The sequence below is a fragment of the Streptomyces zhaozhouensis genome (assembly GCF_900230195.1).
GTDB classification, from domain to species: Bacteria; Actinomycetota; Actinomycetes; order Streptomycetales; family Streptomycetaceae; genus Streptomyces; species Streptomyces zhaozhouensis.
The window spans coordinates 18,030-37,865 of sequence record NZ_OCNE01000019.1 but is presented as its reverse complement, the minus strand read 5'-3'; the positions used below and the strand labels follow the sequence as shown (position 1 = coordinate 37,865).

Annotated in this window: 16 protein-coding genes; 6 read left to right on the top strand and 10 right to left on the bottom strand. The window is 71.7% G+C overall.

Features of this window, described 5'->3' with window-relative positions:
• Positions 1 to 10: 10 nt before the first annotated feature.
• Genes nuoL through nuoN form a run of 3 tightly spaced genes read left to right on the top strand, consistent with a single transcriptional unit; the run spans position 11 to position 5,155 of the window.
• Entirely contained in the window at positions 11 to 1,906 is a 1,896-nt protein-coding gene (gene nuoL, locus CRP51_RS22550) for an NADH-quinone oxidoreductase subunit L (RefSeq protein ID WP_097233141.1), read from the top strand.
• 1 nt (position 1,907) lies between these two features.
• Positions 1,908 to 3,557 (top strand): NADH-quinone oxidoreductase subunit M, encoded by a 1,650-nt coding sequence (locus CRP51_RS22545; RefSeq protein ID WP_097233140.1) that lies wholly within the window; start codon positions 1,908 to 1,910, stop codon positions 3,555 to 3,557.
• Complete coding sequence (nuoN, locus tag CRP51_RS22540; RefSeq protein WP_097233139.1) at positions 3,554 to 5,155, top strand: NADH-quinone oxidoreductase subunit NuoN; 1,602 nt, start codon at positions 3,554 to 3,556, stop codon at positions 5,153 to 5,155. The genes CRP51_RS22545 and nuoN overlap by 4 nt, the downstream gene beginning before the upstream one ends.
• Positions 5,156 to 5,829: 674 nt before the next feature.
• On the opposite strand, the gene CRP51_RS22535 is transcribed toward nuoN, so the two are convergent.
• Together CRP51_RS22535 and fahA are read right to left on the bottom strand one after the other, a co-directional pair.
• The gene (locus tag CRP51_RS22535) at positions 5,830 to 6,423 is read right to left on the bottom strand and encodes a hypothetical protein (protein WP_097233138.1); all 594 of its coding nucleotides are present in this window, start codon (positions 6,421 to 6,423) and stop codon (positions 5,830 to 5,832) included.
• A 219-nt stretch (positions 6,424 to 6,642) separates the two neighbouring features.
• Complete coding sequence (gene fahA / locus CRP51_RS22530) at positions 6,643 to 7,857, bottom strand: fumarylacetoacetase (protein ID WP_097233137.1); 1,215 nt, start codon at positions 7,855 to 7,857, stop codon at positions 6,643 to 6,645.
• A 115-nt stretch (positions 7,858 to 7,972) separates the two neighbouring features.
• Between fahA and CRP51_RS22525 the strand changes: the two genes are divergently transcribed.
• From CRP51_RS22525 to CRP51_RS22515, 3 genes are all read left to right on the top strand, one after another.
• Positions 7,973 to 8,983, top strand: a complete 1,011-nt coding sequence (locus CRP51_RS22525; protein WP_097233136.1) for a polyprenyl synthetase family protein — start codon at positions 7,973 to 7,975, stop codon at positions 8,981 to 8,983.
• 262 nt (positions 8,984 to 9,245) lie between these two features.
• Positions 9,246 to 10,268, top strand: a complete 1,023-nt coding sequence (locus tag CRP51_RS22520) for a LolA family protein (protein ID WP_141514646.1) — start codon at positions 9,246 to 9,248, stop codon at positions 10,266 to 10,268.
• A gap of 158 nt (positions 10,269 to 10,426) precedes the next feature.
• Positions 10,427 to 10,810 carry a hypothetical protein gene (locus CRP51_RS22515; protein ID WP_097233134.1) on the top strand — a complete coding sequence of 128 codons (384 nt, stop codon included), beginning with the start codon at positions 10,427 to 10,429 and terminating at the stop codon, positions 10,808 to 10,810.
• 40 nt (positions 10,811 to 10,850) lie between these two features.
• Here the strand turns inward: CRP51_RS22515 and CRP51_RS22510 are convergent, their stop codons facing one another.
• The 8 genes from CRP51_RS22510 to CRP51_RS22475 all read right to left on the bottom strand — a co-directional run bounded on the left by CRP51_RS22510 (position 10,851) and on the right by CRP51_RS22475 (position 19,812).
• A complete protein-coding gene (locus CRP51_RS22510) occupies positions 10,851 to 11,435 on the bottom strand; it encodes a hypothetical protein (protein ID WP_141514645.1) in 585 nt (194 codons plus the stop codon).
• 91 nt (positions 11,436 to 11,526) lie between these two features.
• Positions 11,527 to 12,537: an EamA family transporter RarD gene (gene rarD / locus CRP51_RS22505; RefSeq protein ID WP_097233132.1), complete on the bottom strand. Its 1,011-nt coding sequence runs from the start codon at positions 12,535 to 12,537 to the stop codon at positions 11,527 to 11,529.
• A 113-nt stretch (positions 12,538 to 12,650) separates the two neighbouring features.
• Complete coding sequence (locus CRP51_RS22500) at positions 12,651 to 13,229, bottom strand: Uma2 family endonuclease (RefSeq protein ID WP_097233131.1); 579 nt, start codon at positions 13,227 to 13,229, stop codon at positions 12,651 to 12,653.
• Between the two features lie 120 nt (positions 13,230 to 13,349).
• Positions 13,350 to 14,438: a 2-oxoacid:ferredoxin oxidoreductase subunit beta gene (locus CRP51_RS22495; protein WP_097233130.1), complete on the bottom strand. Its 1,089-nt coding sequence runs from the start codon at positions 14,436 to 14,438 to the stop codon at positions 13,350 to 13,352.
• Positions 14,428 to 16,323 (bottom strand): 2-oxoacid:acceptor oxidoreductase subunit alpha, encoded by a 1,896-nt coding sequence (locus tag CRP51_RS22490; protein WP_097233129.1) that lies wholly within the window; start codon positions 16,321 to 16,323, stop codon positions 14,428 to 14,430. The genes CRP51_RS22495 and CRP51_RS22490 overlap by 11 nt, the downstream gene beginning before the upstream one ends.
• A gap of 216 nt (positions 16,324 to 16,539) precedes the next feature.
• On the bottom strand, positions 16,540 to 17,199 hold the full coding sequence (locus CRP51_RS22485) for a LuxR C-terminal-related transcriptional regulator (protein WP_097233128.1): 660 nt from the start codon (positions 17,197 to 17,199) through the stop codon (positions 16,540 to 16,542).
• A 67-nt stretch (positions 17,200 to 17,266) separates the two neighbouring features.
• Positions 17,267 to 18,562, bottom strand: a complete 1,296-nt coding sequence (locus tag CRP51_RS22480) for a sensor histidine kinase (protein WP_097233127.1) — start codon at positions 18,560 to 18,562, stop codon at positions 17,267 to 17,269.
• On the bottom strand, positions 18,559 to 19,812 hold the full coding sequence (locus CRP51_RS22475) for a sensor histidine kinase (RefSeq protein ID WP_097233126.1): 1,254 nt from the start codon (positions 19,810 to 19,812) through the stop codon (positions 18,559 to 18,561). Before CRP51_RS22475 ends, CRP51_RS22480 begins: the two co-directional genes overlap by 4 nt.
• Positions 19,813 to 19,836 lie beyond the last annotated feature (24 nt).

The window sequence follows — 19,836 nt, the reverse complement described above, 5'->3', positions numbered from 1 at the left end:
ACAGGTACCAGTGGAGTCAATGATCGGACTGCTCGTCGGCGCGCCGCTGCTCGGCGCCGCCGTGCTGCTGGTGGGCGGGCGTTACCTGGAGAGGGTCGGCCACTGGGTGGCGACGGCGCTGGCCGCCGTCTCCCTGGTGCTGGCCGCCACGCTCTTCTTCGACATGCTGGGCCGCGACGGCGAGGACCGCGCCCTGCACCAGCACCTCTTCAGCTGGATCCCGGTGGCCGACTTCCAGGCGGACGTCGCGTTCCGGCTGGACCAGCTGTCGATGACCTTCGTGTTGCTGATCACGAGCGTGGGCACGCTGATCCACCTCTACTCGATCGGCTACATGGAGCACGACCCGAGGCGGCGGCGGTTCTTCGCCTATCTGAACCTCTTCCTCGCGGCGATGCTGCTGCTGGTGCTGGCGGACAACTACCTCCTGCTCTACGTGGGCTGGGAGGGCGTGGGCCTCGCCTCGTTCCTGCTGATCGGCTTCTGGCAGCACAAGCCGAGCGCCGCCACGGCGGCGAAGAAGGCGTTCGTGGTCAACCGGGTCGGTGACGTCGGCCTGGCCATCGCGGTGATGCTGATGTTCACCACGTTCGGCAGCTTCGCCTTCGAGCCGGTGCTGGCCGGCGCCAACGAGACGAGCGAGGGCACGCTCACCGCGATCGGCCTGATGCTGCTGCTCGCCGCGTGCGGCAAGTCGGCGCAGGTGCCGCTCCAGTCCTGGCTGGGCGACGCGATGGAGGGCCCGACCCCGGTCTCGGCCCTGATCCACGCGGCCACCATGGTGACCGCCGGCGTGTACCTGATCACCCGCTCGGGCGCGATCTTCAACGGGGCGCCGGACGCGCAGACCGTGGTGATCGTGGTCGGCGCGGTGACGCTGCTCTTCGGTGCGATCGTCGGTTGCGCGAAGGACGACATCAAGAAGGCGCTGGCCGGCTCGACGATGTCGCAGATCGGCTACATGATGCTGGCCACCGGGCTCGGCCCGGTCGGCTACGTCTTCGCGATCATGCACCTGGTCACCCACGGCTTCTTCAAGGCGGGGCTCTTCCTCGGCGCCGGCTCGGTGATGCACGGCATGAACGACGAGGTGGACATGCGCCGCTACGGCGGCCTGCGGAAGTACATGCCGATCACGTTCGTCACGTTCGGCCTCGCCTACCTGGCGATCATCGGCTTCCCCTACCTCTCCGGCTACTTCTCGAAGGACGAGATCATCTACGCCGGGTTCAGCAAGGGCGGCGCCGAGGGCTGGCTCCTCGGCGGCGTGATGCTGCTCGGCGCGGCGCTCACCGCGTACTACATGACGCGGATCATGCTGCTGACGTTCTTCGGCGAGAAGCGCTGGCAGCCGGACGCGCAGGGCCACGAGCCGCACCCGCACGAGTCCCCGCTGTCCATGACCATCCCGATGATGGTGCTGGCGGTGGGCTCGGTGGGCGCCGGGTTCTTCTTCGACCAGGGCGAGACGTTCGTCCACTGGCTGGAGCCCGTCACCGGCCTCGGCCACGGCGACTCGCCGGTCAGCCACGGCATGGTCGCGCTGGCCGCGACCGGCGTGATGCTGCTGGGCGTCGCGGGCGCGTGGTGGCAGTACGGTCGCCGGCCGGTCGAGGCGGTGGCGCCGAGCGGGCGCTGGATCACCCGCGCGGCCCGACGCGACCTGCTCCAGGACGACTTCAACCACGCGGTGCTGGTGCGTCCCGGCAACTACCTCACCCGCGGCCTGGTCTACCTCGACCACAAGCTGGTGGACGGCGTGGTGAACGGCACGGCCGCCTCCTTCGGCGGCCTGTCCGGCCGGCTGCGGCGGGTGCAGAACGGGTTCGCCCGCACCTACGCGGTCTCGATGTTCGGCGGTGCGGCTGTGCTGGTCGCCGCGACCCTGCTGATGAGGGCGGTCTGACATGTCATTTCCCCTGCTGACGGCCACGGCCCTGACGCCCGCGGTCGGAGCCGTGGTCACGGCCGCGGTGCCGGCGGCGCGACGTACCGCGGCCAAGTGGCTGGCGCTGCTCTTCTCGTTGGCGACGGTCGTCCTCGCCGCGGCGGTGCTGCTGCGCTTCGACACCGGCGAGGGAGCCGACCGCTTCCAGCTGACGGAGTCCAGGGCGTGGATCGCGGACTTCGGGGTCCGCTACGAGCTGGGCGTCGACGGCATCGGCGTGGCGATGATCGCGCTGACCGCGCTGCTGATCCCGTTCCTGATCGGCGCCGGCTGGAACGACGCCGACCCTCCCTCCTCGCCCGCCAACGGGCAGGAGGGGCCCAAGGACGACGAGGCGCCGGCGACCCGGCGGTGGCGGCCGACCCAGGGCTTCTTCGCGCTGATCCTGATGGTCGAGGCGATGGTGATCCTGTCGTTCGCCGCGACCGACATCTTCCTCTTCTACATCTTCTTCGAAGCGATGCTGATCCCGATGTACTTCCTCATCGGGGGCTTCGGGGACCGCGCGGGGGAGCAGGACAGCGAGGAGGGGCAGGCCAGGCAGCGTTCCTACGCGGCCGTCAAGTTCCTGCTGTACAACCTGGTGGGCGGCCTGGTCATGCTGGCCGCCGTGATCGGCCTCTATGTCGCCACGGCCGACCAACTGCCCGAGGGCACCTTCTCGTTGCAGGCCATCCTGGACGCGCGGGCCGCCGGCGAGCTGGACTTCGGGACCGGCACCGAGCGCTGGCTGTTCCTTGGCTTCTTCGTCGCGTTCGCCATCAAGGCGCCGCTGTGGCCGCTGCACACCTGGCTGCCCAACGCGATGGGCGAGTCCACGGCGCCGGTCGCCGTGCTGATCACCGCGGTGGTCGACAAGGTCGGCACCTTCGCCATGCTCCGCTTCTGCCTGGGTCTCTTCCCCGAGGCCAGCGACTGGGCCACCCCCGTGGTGATCACCCTGGCGCTGGTCAGCATCATCTACGGGGCGCTGCTGGCGCTGGGCCAGCGGGACATGAAGCGGCTGATCGCCTACGCGTCCATCAGCCACTTCGGCTTCATCGTGCTGGGCATCTTCGCGATGACCAGCCAGGGCCAGGGCGGCGCGACGCTCTACATGATCAACCACGGCGTGGCCACGGCCGCGCTGATGCTGGTCGCCGGGTTCCTGATCGCCCGCCGCGGCTCGCGTCTGATCAGCGACTACGGCGGGGTGCAGAAGACGGCCCCGGTGCTGGCCGGCACCTTCCTGATCGGTGGCCTCGCCACCCTGTCGCTGCCGGGGCTCGGCCCGTTCGTGAGCGAGTTCCTGGTGCTGGTCGGCACGTTCAGCCGCTACAAGGCGGCCGGGATCGTGGCCTGCGCCGGCATCGTGCTGGCCGCGCTCTACGTGCTGATCCTCTACCAGCGCACCATGACCGGGCCGCTCAAGCCGGGCCTGGAGAAGCTGCCCGACCTGAAGGTCAGGGAGCTGACGGTGGTCGTCCCGCTGATCGCGCTGCTGATCTTCCTGGGCGTCTACCCGAAGCCGCTCACCGACATCGTCGACCCGGCCGTCGAGCACACGCTCTCCGACGTGCAGAAGACGGACCCAGAACCTGAGACGCCCGCAGTGGAGGCCGCACCGTGAATGACTTGCAGGCCCCGGACATCGAATGGGTCGCGCTCTCGCCGAGCCTGATCGTGTTCGGCGCCGCCATCCTTGGCGTGCTGATCGAGGCGTTCCTGCCGCGCAAGCAGCGGTACTACGCCGAAGTGGCCGTCTCCACGCTGGCCCTGGCGGGCGCGTTCGCCGCCGTGGTCGGGCTGGCCGCCTCCGGGCACGGCACCGACGACGCGCAGGTCGCCGGCATGGGGGCGTTGGCGGTCGACGGACCGGCGCTCTTCCTCCAGGGCGTGCTCTGCCTGGTGGGGCTCGTCTCCGTTCTCCTCTTCGCCGAACGGCGGTTGGAGCCGGCGCTGCACGGCGCCTCGGTCGACTCGTTCGCGGCGGCCCCGGCCGCCGTGCCGGGCGGCCCGGCGGAGCGCGAGGCGGAGAAGGCGGGCTGGACGACGACGGAGATCTTCCCGCTGCTGCTCTTCGCGGTCGGCGGGATGCTGCTCTTCCCCGCGGCCAACGACCTGCTGGTGCTCTTCATCGCCCTTGAGGTGCTGTCGCTCCCGCTGTACCTGCTGTGCGCGCTGGCCCGCAGGCGGCGGCTGCTCTCCCAGGAGGCGGCCGTCAAGTACTTCCTGCTGGGCGCGTTCGCCTCGGCGTTCCTGCTCTTCGGCGTGGCGCTGCTCTACGGCTACGCGGGCACCGTCTCCTACGCCGGCATCGCCGACGTGGTCAGCGGCGAGCCTGGCGCCATCGAGCCGGGCCTCGCCGGCACCATGGGCAACGACGCGCTGCTGCTGATCGGTGGCGCCATGCTGGTCATGGGGCTGCTCTTCAAGGTCGGCGCCGTGCCGTTCCACATGTGGACGCCCGACGTCTACCAGGGCGCCCCGACCCCGGTCACCGGTTTCATGGCGGCGGCCACCAAGGTCGCCGCGTTCGGCGCGCTGCTGCGGCTGCTGTACGTGGTGCTGCCGGGCCTGCGGTGGGACTGGGAGCCGGTGCTGTGGGGCGTGACCATCGCCTCCATGGTGGGCGGCGCGGTCGTCGCCATCACCCAGACCGACGTGAAGCGGCTGCTGGCCTACTCCTCCATCGCGCACGCCGGCTTCATCCTGGCCGGTGTGGTGGCGGTGACGGAGGACGGTGTCTCCTCGGTCCTCTTCTACCTGGGGGCCTACTCGTTCGTCACGCTGGGCGCGTTCGCCGTGGTCACGCTGGTGCGGGACTCCGGCGGCGAGGCCACCCACCTCTCCAAGTGGGCGGGGCTCGGCCGGCGTTCGCCGCTGCTGGCGTCCGTGTTCGCGCTCTTCCTGCTGGCCTTCGCCGGCATTCCGCTGACGTCCGGCTTCGCCGGCAAGTTCGCGGTCTTCCGGGCGGCGGCCGACTCGGGTGCGATGGGCCTGGTGGTGGTCGGCGTGCTGGCGTCGGCGATCGCCGCGTTCTTCTACATCCGGGTGATCGTGCTGATGTTCTTCAGCGAGCCGAAGGCCGACGGTCCGTCGGTGGTGATCCCCAGCCCGTTGACCAGCACGGTGGTCGGGCTGGCCGCGGTGGTCACGATCGTGCTGGGCGTGGCGCCGCAGTTCTTCCTCGACCTGGCGGGTCAGGCCGGGGTGTTCGTGCACTGAGCGCTGCTCGCTGCTCGCTGCCGCGTGGTTCGGGGGCGGCGACTACCCACCTGGCTGGCTGAGACGGTCGTCGTCCGCGGCTCGCCACGGATGCACCGCGCAGTTCCCCGCGCCCCCGAACCGCCCACCGGCCCGGAGGGGCGCGGGGGGCTGCGCGAGTAACCCCCCGCCGTGGCGCGGGCGACTACTGGCCTGGTCTGGTGGGACGGTTGTCGTTTCCGCTTCGTTGCGGGGTGGTGCCGTGCGCCTGAACCGCCCACGGGCGTGGGAGGGGCGCGGGGAACTGCGCGAGTAACCCCCCGCCGCGGCGCGGGCGACTACTGGCCTGGTCTGGTGGGACGGTTGTCGTTTCCGCTTCGCTGCGGGGTGGTGCCGCGCGCCCGAACCGCCCACGGGCGTGGGAGGGGCGCGGGGAACTGCGCGAGTAACCCCCCACCGTGGCGCGCCCGACTACTGGCCTGGTCTGGTGGGACGGTTGTCGTTCCCGCTCCGCCGCGGAGCGTTCGCGCGGACGCCCCCGCGACCGCCGGCACGGAGGTGCTCCGTGCGGGTCGGGCGCGGGGGCGTCGCGGTGGTGCCGAGGCTGCCTCCGGGGCCGCGTCGCGGCGGTCCGGCCTCGGCGAACGCGCGGGACACGCGTCACGCGCGACGCGCGCGACGCGGGAGGCCCCGGCTCAGTAGCCGAGGTCCTCCAGCTCCTGCTGCATGTCCTCCAGCTCGGCGAGGTCCCCTTCCAGGTCCTCCATGCCGGGCATGTCCTCCAGGTTCGGCATGTCCTCCATCCCCGGCATACTGCTGAGGGACTGGTAGGTCTGGGTGGTACCCGAGGCCCAGCTGACGTTCAGCTCCTCGCCGTTGAGCGCCAGGGTGGCCTCGCTCCAGTCGGTGCCGCTGTCGCACTCCAGCGAGATCGAGTCCCCGGAGAGGGTGCCGAAGCAGGCGGCGCCGCCCGTCGACATGTCGGTGGACTCCGCGAAGGTGACGGTGCTGGAGCTGAAGGTCAGGACCGACTCGTCGTCGCCGAGCCCGGTGGCCCAGGCGCCCTCCAACTGCTCGGCCGTCGGCGCCTCGCCGCCGCCGTCGCCGCCGGAGTCGCTGCCCTCGCCGCCGGACTCCTCCTCGGCGTTGGCGCCCTCCTCCTGCTCCCCGGCGCCCAGGGAGCCGCCGGTGTCCCCGCCGTCCTCGTCGTCGTCGCCACCACAGGCGCTCAGCGCCAGCATGGCCGCGGCCGCGGCCGCCGGGATGGCGAGACGTATGGACCTACGCATGTGTTTCCCCTCGAAGTCGAGCGTGTTCCCGGGAACCCTAGCGCTCCTTAAGAGGGGAATTGACCGCTGTTACGGTCCTATTTCACGGGCGGCGCGTTGCTGCAATCTTGTGCACGGATCGCGCACAAACCGGCCGCGCCCGCTCCGTGAAAAGCTCTTGAAACGGTCGGAAAGCGTGCCGACGCGACTCTTCCGTGCGCCGCCGCTCGTTCTGACGGCTCAGGCCCCCTCGGGGGCCGGCTGCACCGTGCCGCTCACCTCGCCGAGCCCGACCCGCCCGCCGTCCGGCCCCGGCGCCCAGGCGGTGAGCGTGACCCGGTCCCCGTCGGCGAGGAACGCGCGCTCCCCGTCCGCCAGACGCAGCGGACGCTCGCCGTTCCATGTCAGTTCGAGCAGGCTGCCGCGCTCGCCCTCCTCCGGGCCCGAGACGGTCCCCGAGGCGAAGAGGTCCCCGGTCCTCAGGTGCGCGCCGTTGACCGTCAGGTGCGCCAACTGCTGCGCGGGCGTCCAGTACATGGTGGCGAACGGCGGGCGGGCCACCGGCTCGCCGTTGAGCAGCACGGTCAGCCGCAGGTCGAGCCCGCCCGGCGCCCCGGCCGCGTCGTCGAGGTACGGCAGCGGCGGCACGTCGCGCGCCGGCGGTGCGGTCCAGGCCGCGTCCAGGGCGTCAAGTGGCGTGATCCAGGCGGAGACGGAGGTCGCGAACGACTTCCCGAGGAACGGGCCGAGCGGCACGTACTCCCACGCCTGGATGTCGCGGGCCGACCAGTCGTTGAGCAGGCAGACCCCGAAGACGTGCTCGCGCAGCGCGGTCAGCGGCACCGGCCGGCCGGGCGTCGACGGCGTGCCCACCACGAAGCCGACCTCGGCCTCGATGTCCAGCCGCACCGAGGGCCCGAAGGCTGGCGTCGCCGCGCCCTCCGCCGGCCGGCGCTGCCCCAGCGGGCGCACCACGGGCGCGCCGGAGACCCGCACCGAGCCGGCCCGGCCGTGGTAACCGATCGGCATGTGCTTCCAGTTGGGCGTCAGCGCGTCGCCGCCTGGGCGGAAGATCTCGCCGACGTTCCGCGCGTGGTGCTCGCTGGAGTAGAAGTCGACGTAGTCGGCGACGGTGAACGGCAGATGGGGCGTCACCTCGTCCAACGGGTGGAGCAGCGGCGCCACGGCCGCCCGGTGCGCCTCGTCGCCGAGCCAGGACCGCGCCTCGGCGCGCACCGCCGCCCAGACCGGCCGGCCGGCGGCCAGCAGCGGGTCGAGGGAGGTCGCCGTCCACAGCGCGACATGCGCCGAGCCGAGGGCGCGCGCGGCGGCCCCGGCGTCCAGCACCCGGTCGCCGAGGCGCACCCCGATCCGCCGGGATCCGGGCTCGTCGCGGGGGCTGAAAACGCCGTAGGGAAGGTTGTCGATACCAAACAACACCGGGTCGGACGACATGGCCTCATTTTAGGGGTGTCGCCGGCGCGCACCAGCGGTACGTCCTGGAAGTGATCGACTTGCGACCGGATACGCTGCCTGGAACAACCCATCGAAAGATCAGGGGAGAGCGCTCGTGACCGTCATGGGGCCCTTCGGGGTGAGCGTGCGGGACCCGGCTCTGGAGGCCGAGGTCCAGGCGGGGCTTTCCGCCGTGGAGGCGGGGCTGGTCGAAGCGACCAAGAGCGACGTCCCCTTGATAACGGAAGCCGCCCAGCACCTCGTTCGGGCCGGGGGGAAGCGGTTCCGGCCGCTGTTGCTGCTGTTGGCCGCGCGGTTCGGGGACGCCCACGCCCCCGGCGTCGTGCCCTCGGCCGTGGTGGTGGAGTTGACCCATCTGGCCACGCTCTACCACGACGACATCATGGACGAGGCCGAGGTCAGGCGTGGGGTGCCGAGCGTCAACGCCCGCTGGGACAACTCGGTGGCGGTGCTCACCGGTGACTTCCTCTTCTCCCGCGCCTCGACGATAGTCGCCGAACTGGGCGCGCCCGCGGTGCGGGTGCAGGCCGAGGCGTTCGAGCGGCTGGTCACCGGGCAGATCCAGGAGACCCAGGGGCCGCGCGCGGGGGAGGACCCGATCGCCCACCACCTGGAGGTGGTGGCGGGCAAGACCGGTTCGTTGATCGCGGTCGCCGGGCGCATGGGGGCGCTGATGGCGGGCGCGCCCGAGGCGACGATCGAGGTGCTGGCGCGGTACGGGGAGCTGATCGGGGTCGCGTTCCAGCTGGCCGACGACGTGCTGGACATCGCCAGTGACGGTACGGAGTCGGGCAAGACCCCGGGGACGGACCTGCGGGAGGGCGTGGCGACGCTGCCGGTGCTGCGCCTGCGGGAGCTGGCCGAACGGGACGGGGCGGCGGCCGACCGCGAGCTGGTCGCGCTGCTGGAGGGGGACCTGACGGACGACGGGCGGCTGGCGGAGGCGCTGGCCGGGCTGCGCGGTCACCGGGCGCTCGACCTGGCGAGGGCGGACGCCCGGGACTTCGCCGACCGCGCGGGGCGGGCGCTGGAGCCGCTGCCCGAGGTGCCGGCCAAGGCCGCGCTGCTCGACCTGTGCGTCTCGGTCTCCGACCGTACGCGTTGACGCACGCGGGGTAGCCGCCGCCCTTTCCGGCGCGGCCGGCCGGGAAACCCGCCCCGAGACCGGCGTCTGAGGCCGGCACCGAGCCCGACCCCTGAGACCGACCCCTGAGATCCGGTCGTTCTTCCCCTAGGGAAGGGGCGGACCGCAGGCCGGTTCGGTCGTCCTCTGGTCGTACACGGGATGCCGCCCACGGGCGGATGCCCCGGCGCCGCCGAGCTGTTGCAATGGAGACAGCCAGGAAGGGCGAGTGGAGGGGCATCCGATGGCCATGCAGGAGAACATCAGGAAGGCGGGGCTTCCCGTCGCCGTCCTGGCCGGGGTCGCGGCGATCGGCGTGGGCGTCTGGCCCGCGCTCGCCAGCGACGGCAGCCCGGATCTGCCGGAGATGACCGCCGAGGAGCTGGTGGTGCTGGTCGCCGAGTCCGACACGGCGCAGCTCTCCGGCACGGTGCGGGTGGAGAGCGACCTGGGCGTCCCGGACATGGGCGGGCTCGCCGAGGGCGTGCTGGGCAGCCTGGACGGCCCGGCCGGCCGGCTGGCCTCGCTGGCCGCGGGCGAGAGCACCCTGCGGGTCGCGATGGACGGCCCCGACCGGCAGCGGCTGGCCCTGGTGGACGGCTCCGACGAGTTCGCGGTGATCCACAACGGCGACCAGCTCTGGGCGTACGACAGCACGGAGAACGTGGTGTTCCGCGCCGACCTCGCCGAGGTCGGCGGGCAGGCCCCCGACGAGGGCGAGACCGAGGCGTGGATGGGCGATCTCACCCCGCAGGAGGCGGCCGAGCGGCTGCTGACCGAGGCGGACAGGGACGCGGAGATCGCGATGGACGGCACCGGCAGGGTCGCCGGCCGTGACGTGTACCAGCTGTCGATCGACCCGAGGGACGAGAGCCTCCCGCTGGCCTCGGCGCGGATCTCGGTGGACGCGGAGACCGGGGTGCCGCTCGCGGCGCGCGCCGAGTCGACCGGCGGGCAGACCGTCGATGTCGCGTTCTCCCAGGTCGACTTCGCGGCTCCGGCGGGCGGTGCCTTCGAGTTCTCGCCGCCGGACGGCGCCGAGGTGCTGGAGGCCGACCCGAACGAGCCGTTCGGCGGGCTGCTGGAGGAGCTGCTGCCCGGCGCGGCGCCCGGCGACATGCCGGAGTTCGACCCGGAGGAGCTGCGGGACGAGCTTCCCGAGGAGCTGCTGAACGAGCTGCCGCGTGAGGAGTTGGCGGAGACCAGGGACGAGGTCTCCGGCGAGATGCCGGAGTTGGCCGAGCTGATCGACGCGCTGCTGCGCTGACGCCCGGGGTGCCGACGCGTCGGGGGACGCGTCCGGGGGGACGGGGGCGGGTGGACCGTGGGGGCGGTCGGCCCGCCCCCACGGTGTTCTCCGGGGAGGAGAGGCGGCCCTGGCCGGTCGCCGGCGGCCCGCCGGGTGACGGGTGATGTACTTCCGGTATGAGGATTCCACTGGCGCTCGCCGCTCTGGGCGTGCTGCTGGGGTCCGTGGTCCTGATCTGTTTCGCGTTCTGGCGCCTTCTGCGCCGGGCCGGGATACCCGCCTGGTTCACGGCGGTGTTTCTGGTGGCCGGCGCGGTGATGGTGCTGGTGTCGGTCGGGCTGTGGGTGAGCGCGCATCCGGTGCTCTTTCCCGAGACGTCTCCGTGCTGGCCCTCGATGGAGCCGGAGACGCGCTGGTTCCCGCCCGACTCCCACTGCCGGCACGCCGACGGCGAGCTGAGATCGGTCAACGGGGCGCGCGGCAAGGCGGTGTTCTGGATCGCGTTCGGCGTCGTGACCGGCACCCTCGGCGTCGCGGCGGCTCGCCGCGTGCGCCGCTGACGTGTGCCACGCCGCCGACGTGCGCCGCTGACGTGAGCGGTCAGCGGCGGTCGGAGTCGGTCGCGTCCGGTCGGGGCGAGGGGGAGTCGTCGAACGGGGCGGCGGGCCGTTCCCTGGGTCGCCGGCCGTAACGGTTGACCCGGTCGGTCTCCGCCTTCAGGGCCCGCAGCCAGGGCACCCAGGGCCCCGGCCTGGCCCGGTTCGCCAGCCACAGGCCCCAGACGGTCACCACGCCCAGGGCGACGAGGGCCAGCAACCCGTCGTCCATGGACATCATCCTCGGGTGCAGCCAGTCGTTCCCCAACTGGAGCGCGCAGGCGCCCAGCAGGCCGAGCGAGCCGCCGACGAGATGACCGCGCCACACCGGGCCGCGCCGCCCGCGCGGCGGCAGGCCCACGTTCCGCTCCACCATCGCGAAGGTGAGCAGGGCGAGGATGGCCACCACCAGCACGCCGGCGCCCCAGTCGGTCCAGTTGGGCGGCTGGACCTCGTTGACCGACTCCTCCAGCATGTTCAACGCGATCGCGAACGGCACAAGCCCCCACAGCAGCCCCGAGGTCCCCGCCAACCACACCCGCCAGGAGGGGACTCGCGCGTCCCGCTCGGGCATTCTCCGCTCAGCCATCACGCCTCCTCGAAGCTTCACGATCGCACACCGCGCGTCGCGCGATCACCGGGGCGGGTCGGCCCGCCCGCGCGGCGCCCGTTCCGAGGCCCTAGCCGGCTCGCCCGGTGCTCTCCGGCCTACCGGCGGGCCCCTGGTCGGTTTCGAGCTGGTCGACCGGCACCTCGGCCGGGTCGGCCGGCACCTCGGCCGGGGTGTGGCGGGCGATCGTCCGATGGCGGCGGCGCGCCTGCCGCAACGCGTCCCAGGTCAACAGCGACAGTGCCGTCCACACCAGCCCGAAGCCGACCCACCGCTCCGGCGGCATCTCCTCGTGGAAGACGAGGAGTCCGAGGACGAACATCGTGGTCGGGGTGATGTACTGCAACAGCCCGATGGTCGACAGCGGCAGCCGCACGGCGGCGGCGCCGAAGAAGATCAGCGGCAGCGCGGTGGCCAGCCCGCTGACCACCAGCAGCGCCGCCTGGCTCGGCCCGCCGGTGGTGAACGTGCCCTCGCCGTTGGCCGCCACCACCATCAGGAAGACGAAGGCCGGCAGGAACTGGAAGACGGTGTCGGCGCTGAAGCCCTCAAGGCCGTTCAGCGCGAGCCGCTTCTTCACCAGGCCGTAGGTGCCGAAGCTGACGGACAGGGTCAGCGAGAGCCAGGGCACCTGCCCGTAGGCGACGCTCATCACGACGACGGCGGTGCCGCCGATGCCGACGGCGACCCACTGAAGGGTCCGCAGCCGCTCGCCGAGCAGCAGCACGCCGAGGGCGATGCTGAAGAGCGGGTTGATGAAGTAGCCCAGCGACGCCTCAAGCACCCGGTCGTTGGCGACGCACCAGATGTAGACGGACCAGTTGACGGCGATCAGCGTGGCCGAGAGCAGCGAGAGCGCCAGCTTCCTCGGCTGCCGTGCCAACGGGCGTATCCAGGACCAGTTGCGGACGAACAGCAGCAGCAACAGGGCGGTGGGCAGTGACCAGACGATCCGGTGGGCGAGCAACTGCGCGGGGGCGATGCCGTTCAGCAGCTCCCAGTAGAGCGGCATCAGTCCCCAGACCCCGAACGACGAGAGCCCGAACGCCAACCCCGACCTGCTGGTCGTCGCCGTTGCCATTACCGACCGCCTTCGAGAGAGTCCAGACCAAAGCCACCACCGACAGTAGCGTCGATGAGCGGCGCGGTCATTCCCGTCCCGGGGGATGAGCCGAGGGCGAGGCGACCCAGGCCCTAAGCGGGCAGCGTGAGGTCGATGTCGAGCGGGAAGGGCACCGTGAGCTTGAGCTGCTCGCGGTGGATGCCGGTCGGGACATAGACGCCGGTCGCCGGCTCCAGCTCGTGGACGAAGACGACGGGCCGGTCGTTCTCCGGCTCCACCCGCCAGAAGTGCGGAATCCCGGCCGCCGCGTACTTGCGCGGCTTGGTCTCCCGGTCCCGCGCCCGCGACTCGGCGGAGACCACCTCGACGGCGAGCACGACGTGCTCGGGGGCGAACGACGTCTGGCTGAGCCCGGAGACCCCCTCGGCACGCACCACCATCACGTCCGGCTCGGGCCGGTCCTTGGTGCCCAGCGTGACCGTCATCTCCCGCAGGACACGCAGCCCATCGGGCGTCGCGCGCGTCAGTTGGCCGGTCAGCAGCTCGACCGTCAGCAGGTGGAAGAGGGTCTGCGGACTCACGATTACCAGGCTCCCGTCGATCAGCTCCGTGTGGGGAGGCAGATTCGGCAGCCGGTCCAGATCATCCGCGACGTAGCCGTCCTGAGGAGGGCGTGGCCACTGGTAGGTGGGGTGGGGCTCAACACTCATCACTGCTCCCATGGCCAGATCCTCGCAGGGCATTTCAGGCTACTCGCCTCATACGACGATCCCCCACTCGAACGAGAGAGCGGGGGATCGGCGTGTTGACGAAGAGGCGGAACGCGCTGGTCAGCCCGCCACGGTCCAGGTGTCGCCGCCGGCCAGGAGCGCGGCGAGGTCGCCCTTGCCGCGGCGCTCCACGGCGTGCTCCAGCTGGTCGGCCATCTGGTCCTCGTAGGTCGGCCGGGGAACGCTGCGCAGCACACCGATCGGGGTGCGGTGCAGCGTCTGCGGGTCGGCCAGCCGGGACAGGGCGAACGCCGTCGTCGGCGTCGCCGCGTGGGCGTTGTGGACGAGGACGTCGTCGGTGCCCTCGGTGGCCACGTCGATCACCCGCAGCTCGCCGGACTCCCGGTCGCGGACCACGCCCTTCTCGCCCAGGCCGTCCTCGGCCGGCAGGCCGAAGCGGATCGGCTCGCCGTGTTCGAGACGGATCACGGCCTCCTGCGCCTGCTTCTTGTCCTTCAGCACCTCGAAGGCGCCGTCGTTGAAGATGTTGCAGTTCTGGTAGATCTCCACCAGCGCCGAGCCGTGGTGCTCCGCCGCCGCGCGCAGCACGCTCGTGAGGTGCTTGCGGTCCGAGTCGACCGTGCGGGCCACGAAGGAAGCCTCCGCGCCGAGCGCCAGCGAGACCGGATTGAACGGGGTGTCCAGCGAGCCCATCGGCGTCGACTTGGTGATCTTCCCGGTCTCCGACGTCGGCGAGTACTGGCCCTTGGTGAGCCCGTAGATCCGGTTGTTGAAGAGCAGGATTTTCAGGTTCACGTTGCGGCGCAGCGCGTGGATCAGGTGGTTGCCGCCGATGGAGAGCGCGTCGCCGTCGCCGGTCACCACCCACACCGACAGGTCGCGGCGGGCCGCCGCCAGGCCGGTGGCGATCGCCGGGGCGCGGCCGTGGATCGAGTGCATCCCGTAGGTGTTCATGTAGTACGGGAACCGCGACGAGCAGCCGATGCCGGAGACGAACGTGATGTTCTCCCTGGCCAGGCCCAGCTCGGGGAGGAAGCCCTGGACGGCCGCCAGCACGGCGTAGTCACCGCAGCCCGGGCACCAGCGGACCTCCTGGTCGGACTTGAAGTCCTTGGCGGTCTGCGGCTTGTCGGCGGTGGGGATGAGGGCCAACGGGGTGCGGGGCTGGAAGGGCGCCTCAGTGGACATCGTCCAGTGCCTCCTTGAAAGCGGACGCGAGCTGCTCGGCCTTGAACGGCAGTCCGGTCACCTGCGTCAGGGACCGCACGTCGACCAGGTACCTGGCGCGCAGCATGGTGGCCAACTGGCCGAGGTTCATCTCGGGGAGCAGCACCCGGTCGTAGGAGCGCAGCACCTCACCGAGGTTGGCGGGCAGCGGGTTCAGGCTGCGCACATGGGTCTGCGCCACCTTGCCGCCGTCCCGGCGGACCCGCCGGACGGCGGCCGTGATCGGGCCGTAGGTGGATCCCCAGCCGAGGACCAGGACCCGGGCCTCGCCGCTCGGGTCGTCCACCTCGACGTCGGGCACGGTGACGCCGTCGACCTTGGCCTGCCGCACGCGCACCATGTGCTCGTGGTTGGCCGGGTCGTAGGAGATGTTGCCCGTGCCGTCCTGCTTCTCGATGCCGCCGATGCGGTGCTCCAGGCCGGGGGTGCCGGGCACCGCCCAGGGACGGGCCAGCGTCTCCTCGTCCCGCTTGTACGGCCAGAACACCTCGCTGCCGTCGGGCAGCGTGTGGTTGGGCGCGGTGGTGAACCGCGTCCGCAGGTCGGGGAGTTCCGACGTCTCGGGGACCCGCCACGGCTCCGAGCCGTTGGCCAGGTACCCGTCGGAGAGCAGGAAGACGGGCGTGCGGTAGGTCAGCGCGATGCGCGCCGCCTCCAGCGTCGCGGAGAAGCACTCGCCGGGCGTGGCCGGCGCCACGATCGGCACCGGGGCCTCGCCGTTGCGCCCGTACATCGCCTGGAGCAGGTCGGCCTGCTCGGTCTTGGTCGGCAGGCCCGTGGAGGGCCCCCCGCGCTGGATGTCGATGATCAGCAGCGGCAGTTCGAGGGAGACGGCCAGGCCGATGGTCTCCGACTTGAGCGCGACACCGGGGCCCGAGGTCGTCGTCACGCCGAGCGCGCCGCCGAACGCCGCGCCCAGCGCCGCGCCGATGCCGGCGATCTCGTCCTCCGCCTGGAAGGTCCGCACCCCGAAGTTCTTGTGCTTGGACAGCTCGTGCAGCACGTCCGAGGCCGGGGTGATCGGGTAGGAGCCGAGGAAGAGCGGCAGGTCGGACAGCTGACCGGCGGCGACGAGGCCGTAGGCCAGCGCCAGGTTCCCCGAGATGTTCCGGTAGGTGCCGGCGGGGAACGCGGAGACCGCGGGCGCCACCTCGTAGGAGACGGCGAAGTCCTCCGTGGTCTCGCCGAAGTTCCAACCGGCGCGGAACGCCGTGATGTTGGCCTCGGCGATCTCCGGGCGCTTGGCGAACTTGGCCCGCAGGAACGCCTCGGTGTTCTCCGTCGGGCGGTGGTACATCCAGGAGAGCAGGCCGAGCGCGAACATGTTCTTCGAGCGGCCGGCCTCCTTCCTGGTGAGGTCGTACGCCTTCAGCGCCTCGACGGTGAGCGTCGTCAGCGGCACCCGATGGACCCGGTAGCCGTCGAGGCTGTCGTTCTCCAGCGGGTTCTCCGCGTAGCCGACCTTGGCCAGCGCGCGGGAGGAGAACTCGTCCGTGTTGACGATGATCTCGGCACCGCGCGGCAGGTCGGCCACGTTGGCCTTGAGCGCCGCCGGGTTCATCGCCACCAGCACGTTGGGCGCGTCACCCGGCGTGAGGATGTCGTGGTCGGCGAAGTGGACCTGGAAGGAGGAGACGCCCGGCAGGGTGCCGGCGGGCGCGCGGATCTCGGCGGGGAAGTTGGGCAGGGTGGAGAGATCGTTCCCCAGCGACGCGGTCTCCGACGTGAATCGGTCGCCCGTCAGCTGCATTCCGTCCCCGGAGTCCCCCGCGAACCGGATGATCACCCGGTCCAGACGCTGCACGTCCTTGTGGTCCCGGCTCCCCTGGTTGACCTCGGTGGTCACTGCTGTAGCCCTCCTTCGAGGCGGCTCTTGTCGGCCATGGTACGGGGAGTAAGGGTTGCCTTCCCATCCAGCTCACATAGCGGCCGCACGCGCTCGCCACCGGTGAGCACGCGCGGTGCTCGCGCCCGGTTCCCCCGTTGCCCCACGCGCCCCGCCCGGTGGGCCGACTTCCGGTGCGGCGCCGGTCGTTCGCCCCTCCTCAAGCGTGTCAGCGGGCTAGGAGTTGAGATAGGTGAGGACCGCCAGAACCCGGCGGTGATCTGTGTCACTCTGCGCCAAACCGAGCTTGATGAAGATGTTGCTGACATGCTTCTCCACCGCCCCGTGGCTCACCACGAGTTGCTGCGCCACCGCCGAGTTGGTGCGGCCCTCGGCCATCAGCGCCAGCACCTCGCGCTCCCGGGGGGTGAGCCCGGCCAGCACGTCCTGCTTGCGGCTGCGGCCGAGCAACTGCGCGACCACCTCGGGGTCCAGCGCGGTGCCGCCCTCGGCGACCCTGGTGACCGCGGCGACGAACTCGCTCACGTCCGCCACCCGGTCCTTCAGCAGATAGCCGACGCCCCGCGAGGAACCGGCGATCAGCTCCGTCGCGTACTGCTCCTCCACGTACTGCGAGAGCACCAGCACGCCCAGCGCGGGGAACCGCTGCCGCAGCCGCACCGCGGCCCGCACGCCCTCGTCCGTGTGGGTCGGCGGCATCCGCACGTCCGCCACCACCACGTCCGGCGGGCTTCCCGTCGCGGCGAGCCGCTCGACGGCGGTGACCAGCGCCTCCGCGTCGCCCACGCCCGCCACCACCTCGTGGCCCCGGTCGTGCAGCAGCCGGGTCAGTCCCTCCCGCAGCAGCACCGAGTCCTCAGCGATGACTACCCGCACCAGCCCACTCCCCGTGTCGAACCAACAGCTCTCAGCATCTCACCCCGGGCCGCCCGCCCGCCCCCGCTCACCGGGGGCGCACACCGCCACTGGTCCCGTCGCGGTCGCGCCAGGGGAGTTCGGCGGTGATGGTGGTGGGGCCGCCGTGGGGTGAGTCGATGGCGAGGAGGCCGTCGACGGCGGTGAGGCGTTCGGCGAGGCCGGCGAGTCCGCTGCCGGGGGTGGGGGTGGCGCCGCCTTGGCCGTCGTCGGTGACTTGGAGCATGAGGCGGTGGTGTGTGCGCCAGATGTCGATGGTGGCGTGGTGGGCTTGGCTGTGTTTGCTGATGTTCTGGAGGAGTTCGCTGGTGGTGAAGTAGGCGATGCCTTCGATGGCGGGTGCGGGGCGGGTGGTGAGGTCGATGTCGATGGTGACGGGGACGGTGCAGCGGGTGGCGACGGAGGAGAGTGCGGGGCCGAGTCCTCGGTCGGTGAGGACGGCGGGGTGGATGCCTCGGGCGAGGTCGCGGAGTTCCTGGAGGGCGAGTTTGACCTCGCCGTGGGCTTCGTCGACCATGCGGGCGGCGGTTTCGGGGTCCTGGGTGAGTTTCTCCTTGGCCAGGCCGAGGTCCATCGCGAGGGCGACGAGTCGTGCCTGGGCGCCGTCGTGCAGGTCCCGCTCGATCCGCCGCAGATCGGCGGCCGAGGTGTCCACCACGACGGAACGGTCCTCCTCCAGCTGCCACACCCGGGCGGCAGCCGAGGACGGGCCGAGCAGCGCGGAGACCATCGCCCGGTCCACGGCGCTCGTCGCCCGGATCAGGACGGCCCCCGCGACCAGCGTCAGCACCCCGACGGTCACCACGAACAGCAGGTCCAGCGGGCCGTCCCAGACCCAGCCGCCGCCCTCGCCGTCGACGCTGATGCCCGGCTTGTCGTCCAGCGCCCAGAACCACAGCGGGTAGCTGACCGAGCCCCAGCCGAGGCCCCAGACCACCGAGACCGCGGTGAACGTCACCAGCGCCCACGGCAGATGGACGATCGCGTAGGCCGTCGCCCGCCAGGAGGCGTTGTTGCGCAGCACCGCGCCGATCCACGCCAGCAGCCCCCGCTTGCCCTCCCGGGTCCGCAGCGGGTCGGGCGCCGGCACGTCCACGCCGAGCAGCAGCCGCGCCCGGCCGCGCTCCAGGGTGCCGAGCCCACGCAGCAGCAGCAGCACCCCGGCCATCAGCGGCAGGCCGACGAACGTGACCAGCAGGCCGCCGCTCATGGCCAGGCCGCTGACCGCGAGGGCGAAACCGATCAACGCCATCGGCAGGTTCAGCAGCCCGTACAGGCCCTCCCGCCAGGTGCGGGCGCCGAGGGTCAGACGCAGGACGCTCATCGGGGGTTCACTTCCTCAGATCCTTCGGATGGTGGCGCGGCCGGTCCCGGCCTGCCTTCGTGCCGGTTCCCGTCGCGGTCGCGCCAGGGGAGTTCGGCGGTGATGGTGGTGGGGCCGCCGTGGGGTGAGTCGATGGCGAGGAGGCCGTCGACGGCGGTGAGGCGTTCGGCGAGGCCGGCGAGTCCGCTGCCGGGGGTGGGGGTGGCGCCGCCTTGGCCGTCGTCGGTGACTTGGAGCATGAGGCGGTGGTGGGTGCGCCAGATGTCGATGGTGGCGTGGTGGGCGTGGCTGTGTTTGCTGATGTTCTGGAGGAGTTCGCTGGTGGTGAAGTAGGCGATGCCTTCGATGGCGGGTGCGGGGCGGGTGGTGAGGTCGATGTCGATGGTGACGGGGACGGTGCAGCGGGTGGCGACGGAGGAGAGTGCGGGGCCGAGTCCTCGGTCGGTGAGGACGGCGGGGTGGATGCCTCGGGCGAGGTCGCGGAGTTCCTGGAGGGCGAGTTTGACCTCGCCGTGGGCTTCGTCGACCATGCGGGCGGCGGTTTCGGGGTCCTGGGTGAGTTTCTCCTTGGCCAGGCCGAGGTCCATCGCGAGGGCGACGAGTCGTGCCTGGGCGCCGTCGTGCAGGTCCCGCTCGATCCGCCGCAGATCGGCGCTGGCCGTGTCGGTGACGACCATCCGGTCCGACTCCAGATCGGCGATCCGCCGCTCCAGCTCGTCCGACGGCGACAGCAGCACCCGCACCAGCGCCCGGTCCACCTGGCTCAGCCCCCGGGCCAGCCACGGAAGCACCGGCCAGGCGACGAAGAACGCCGGCAGCGTGATCGCCAGCGTCACCAGCGCCCACGGCAGCCGCACCACGACGAAGAGCGCGGAACGCCAGCCCACCGGGTCCCTCAGCAGCGCCCACAGCCAGCTGAGCAGACCGGGGCGGCGCAGCGCCCGCGCCGGGCTCGGCTCGTCCACCTCGACCGCGAGCAGCGCCCGCGCCCTGGCGCGTTCCAGCCGCCCGATCAGCCGGCAGCCCAGCAGGCCGAACGCCAGCACCGGCACGCCCACCAGGGTCACCGAGAGCAGCACCCCGGCGCCGAACCAGACCAGTACATAGGCGAACGCGACCAGCCCGAGCAGCCAGCTGGAGAGCAGGTAGGCGCACTCGCGCCAGGTCGCCGCCGGCAGCGGCGACCTCGGCGGGGGCAACGGCTCACCCACCCGCCCGCGCGAGCCTTCCCGGGTGTCTCGGCTGATCATGAGGACAAGACTGCCGGGTCGGCG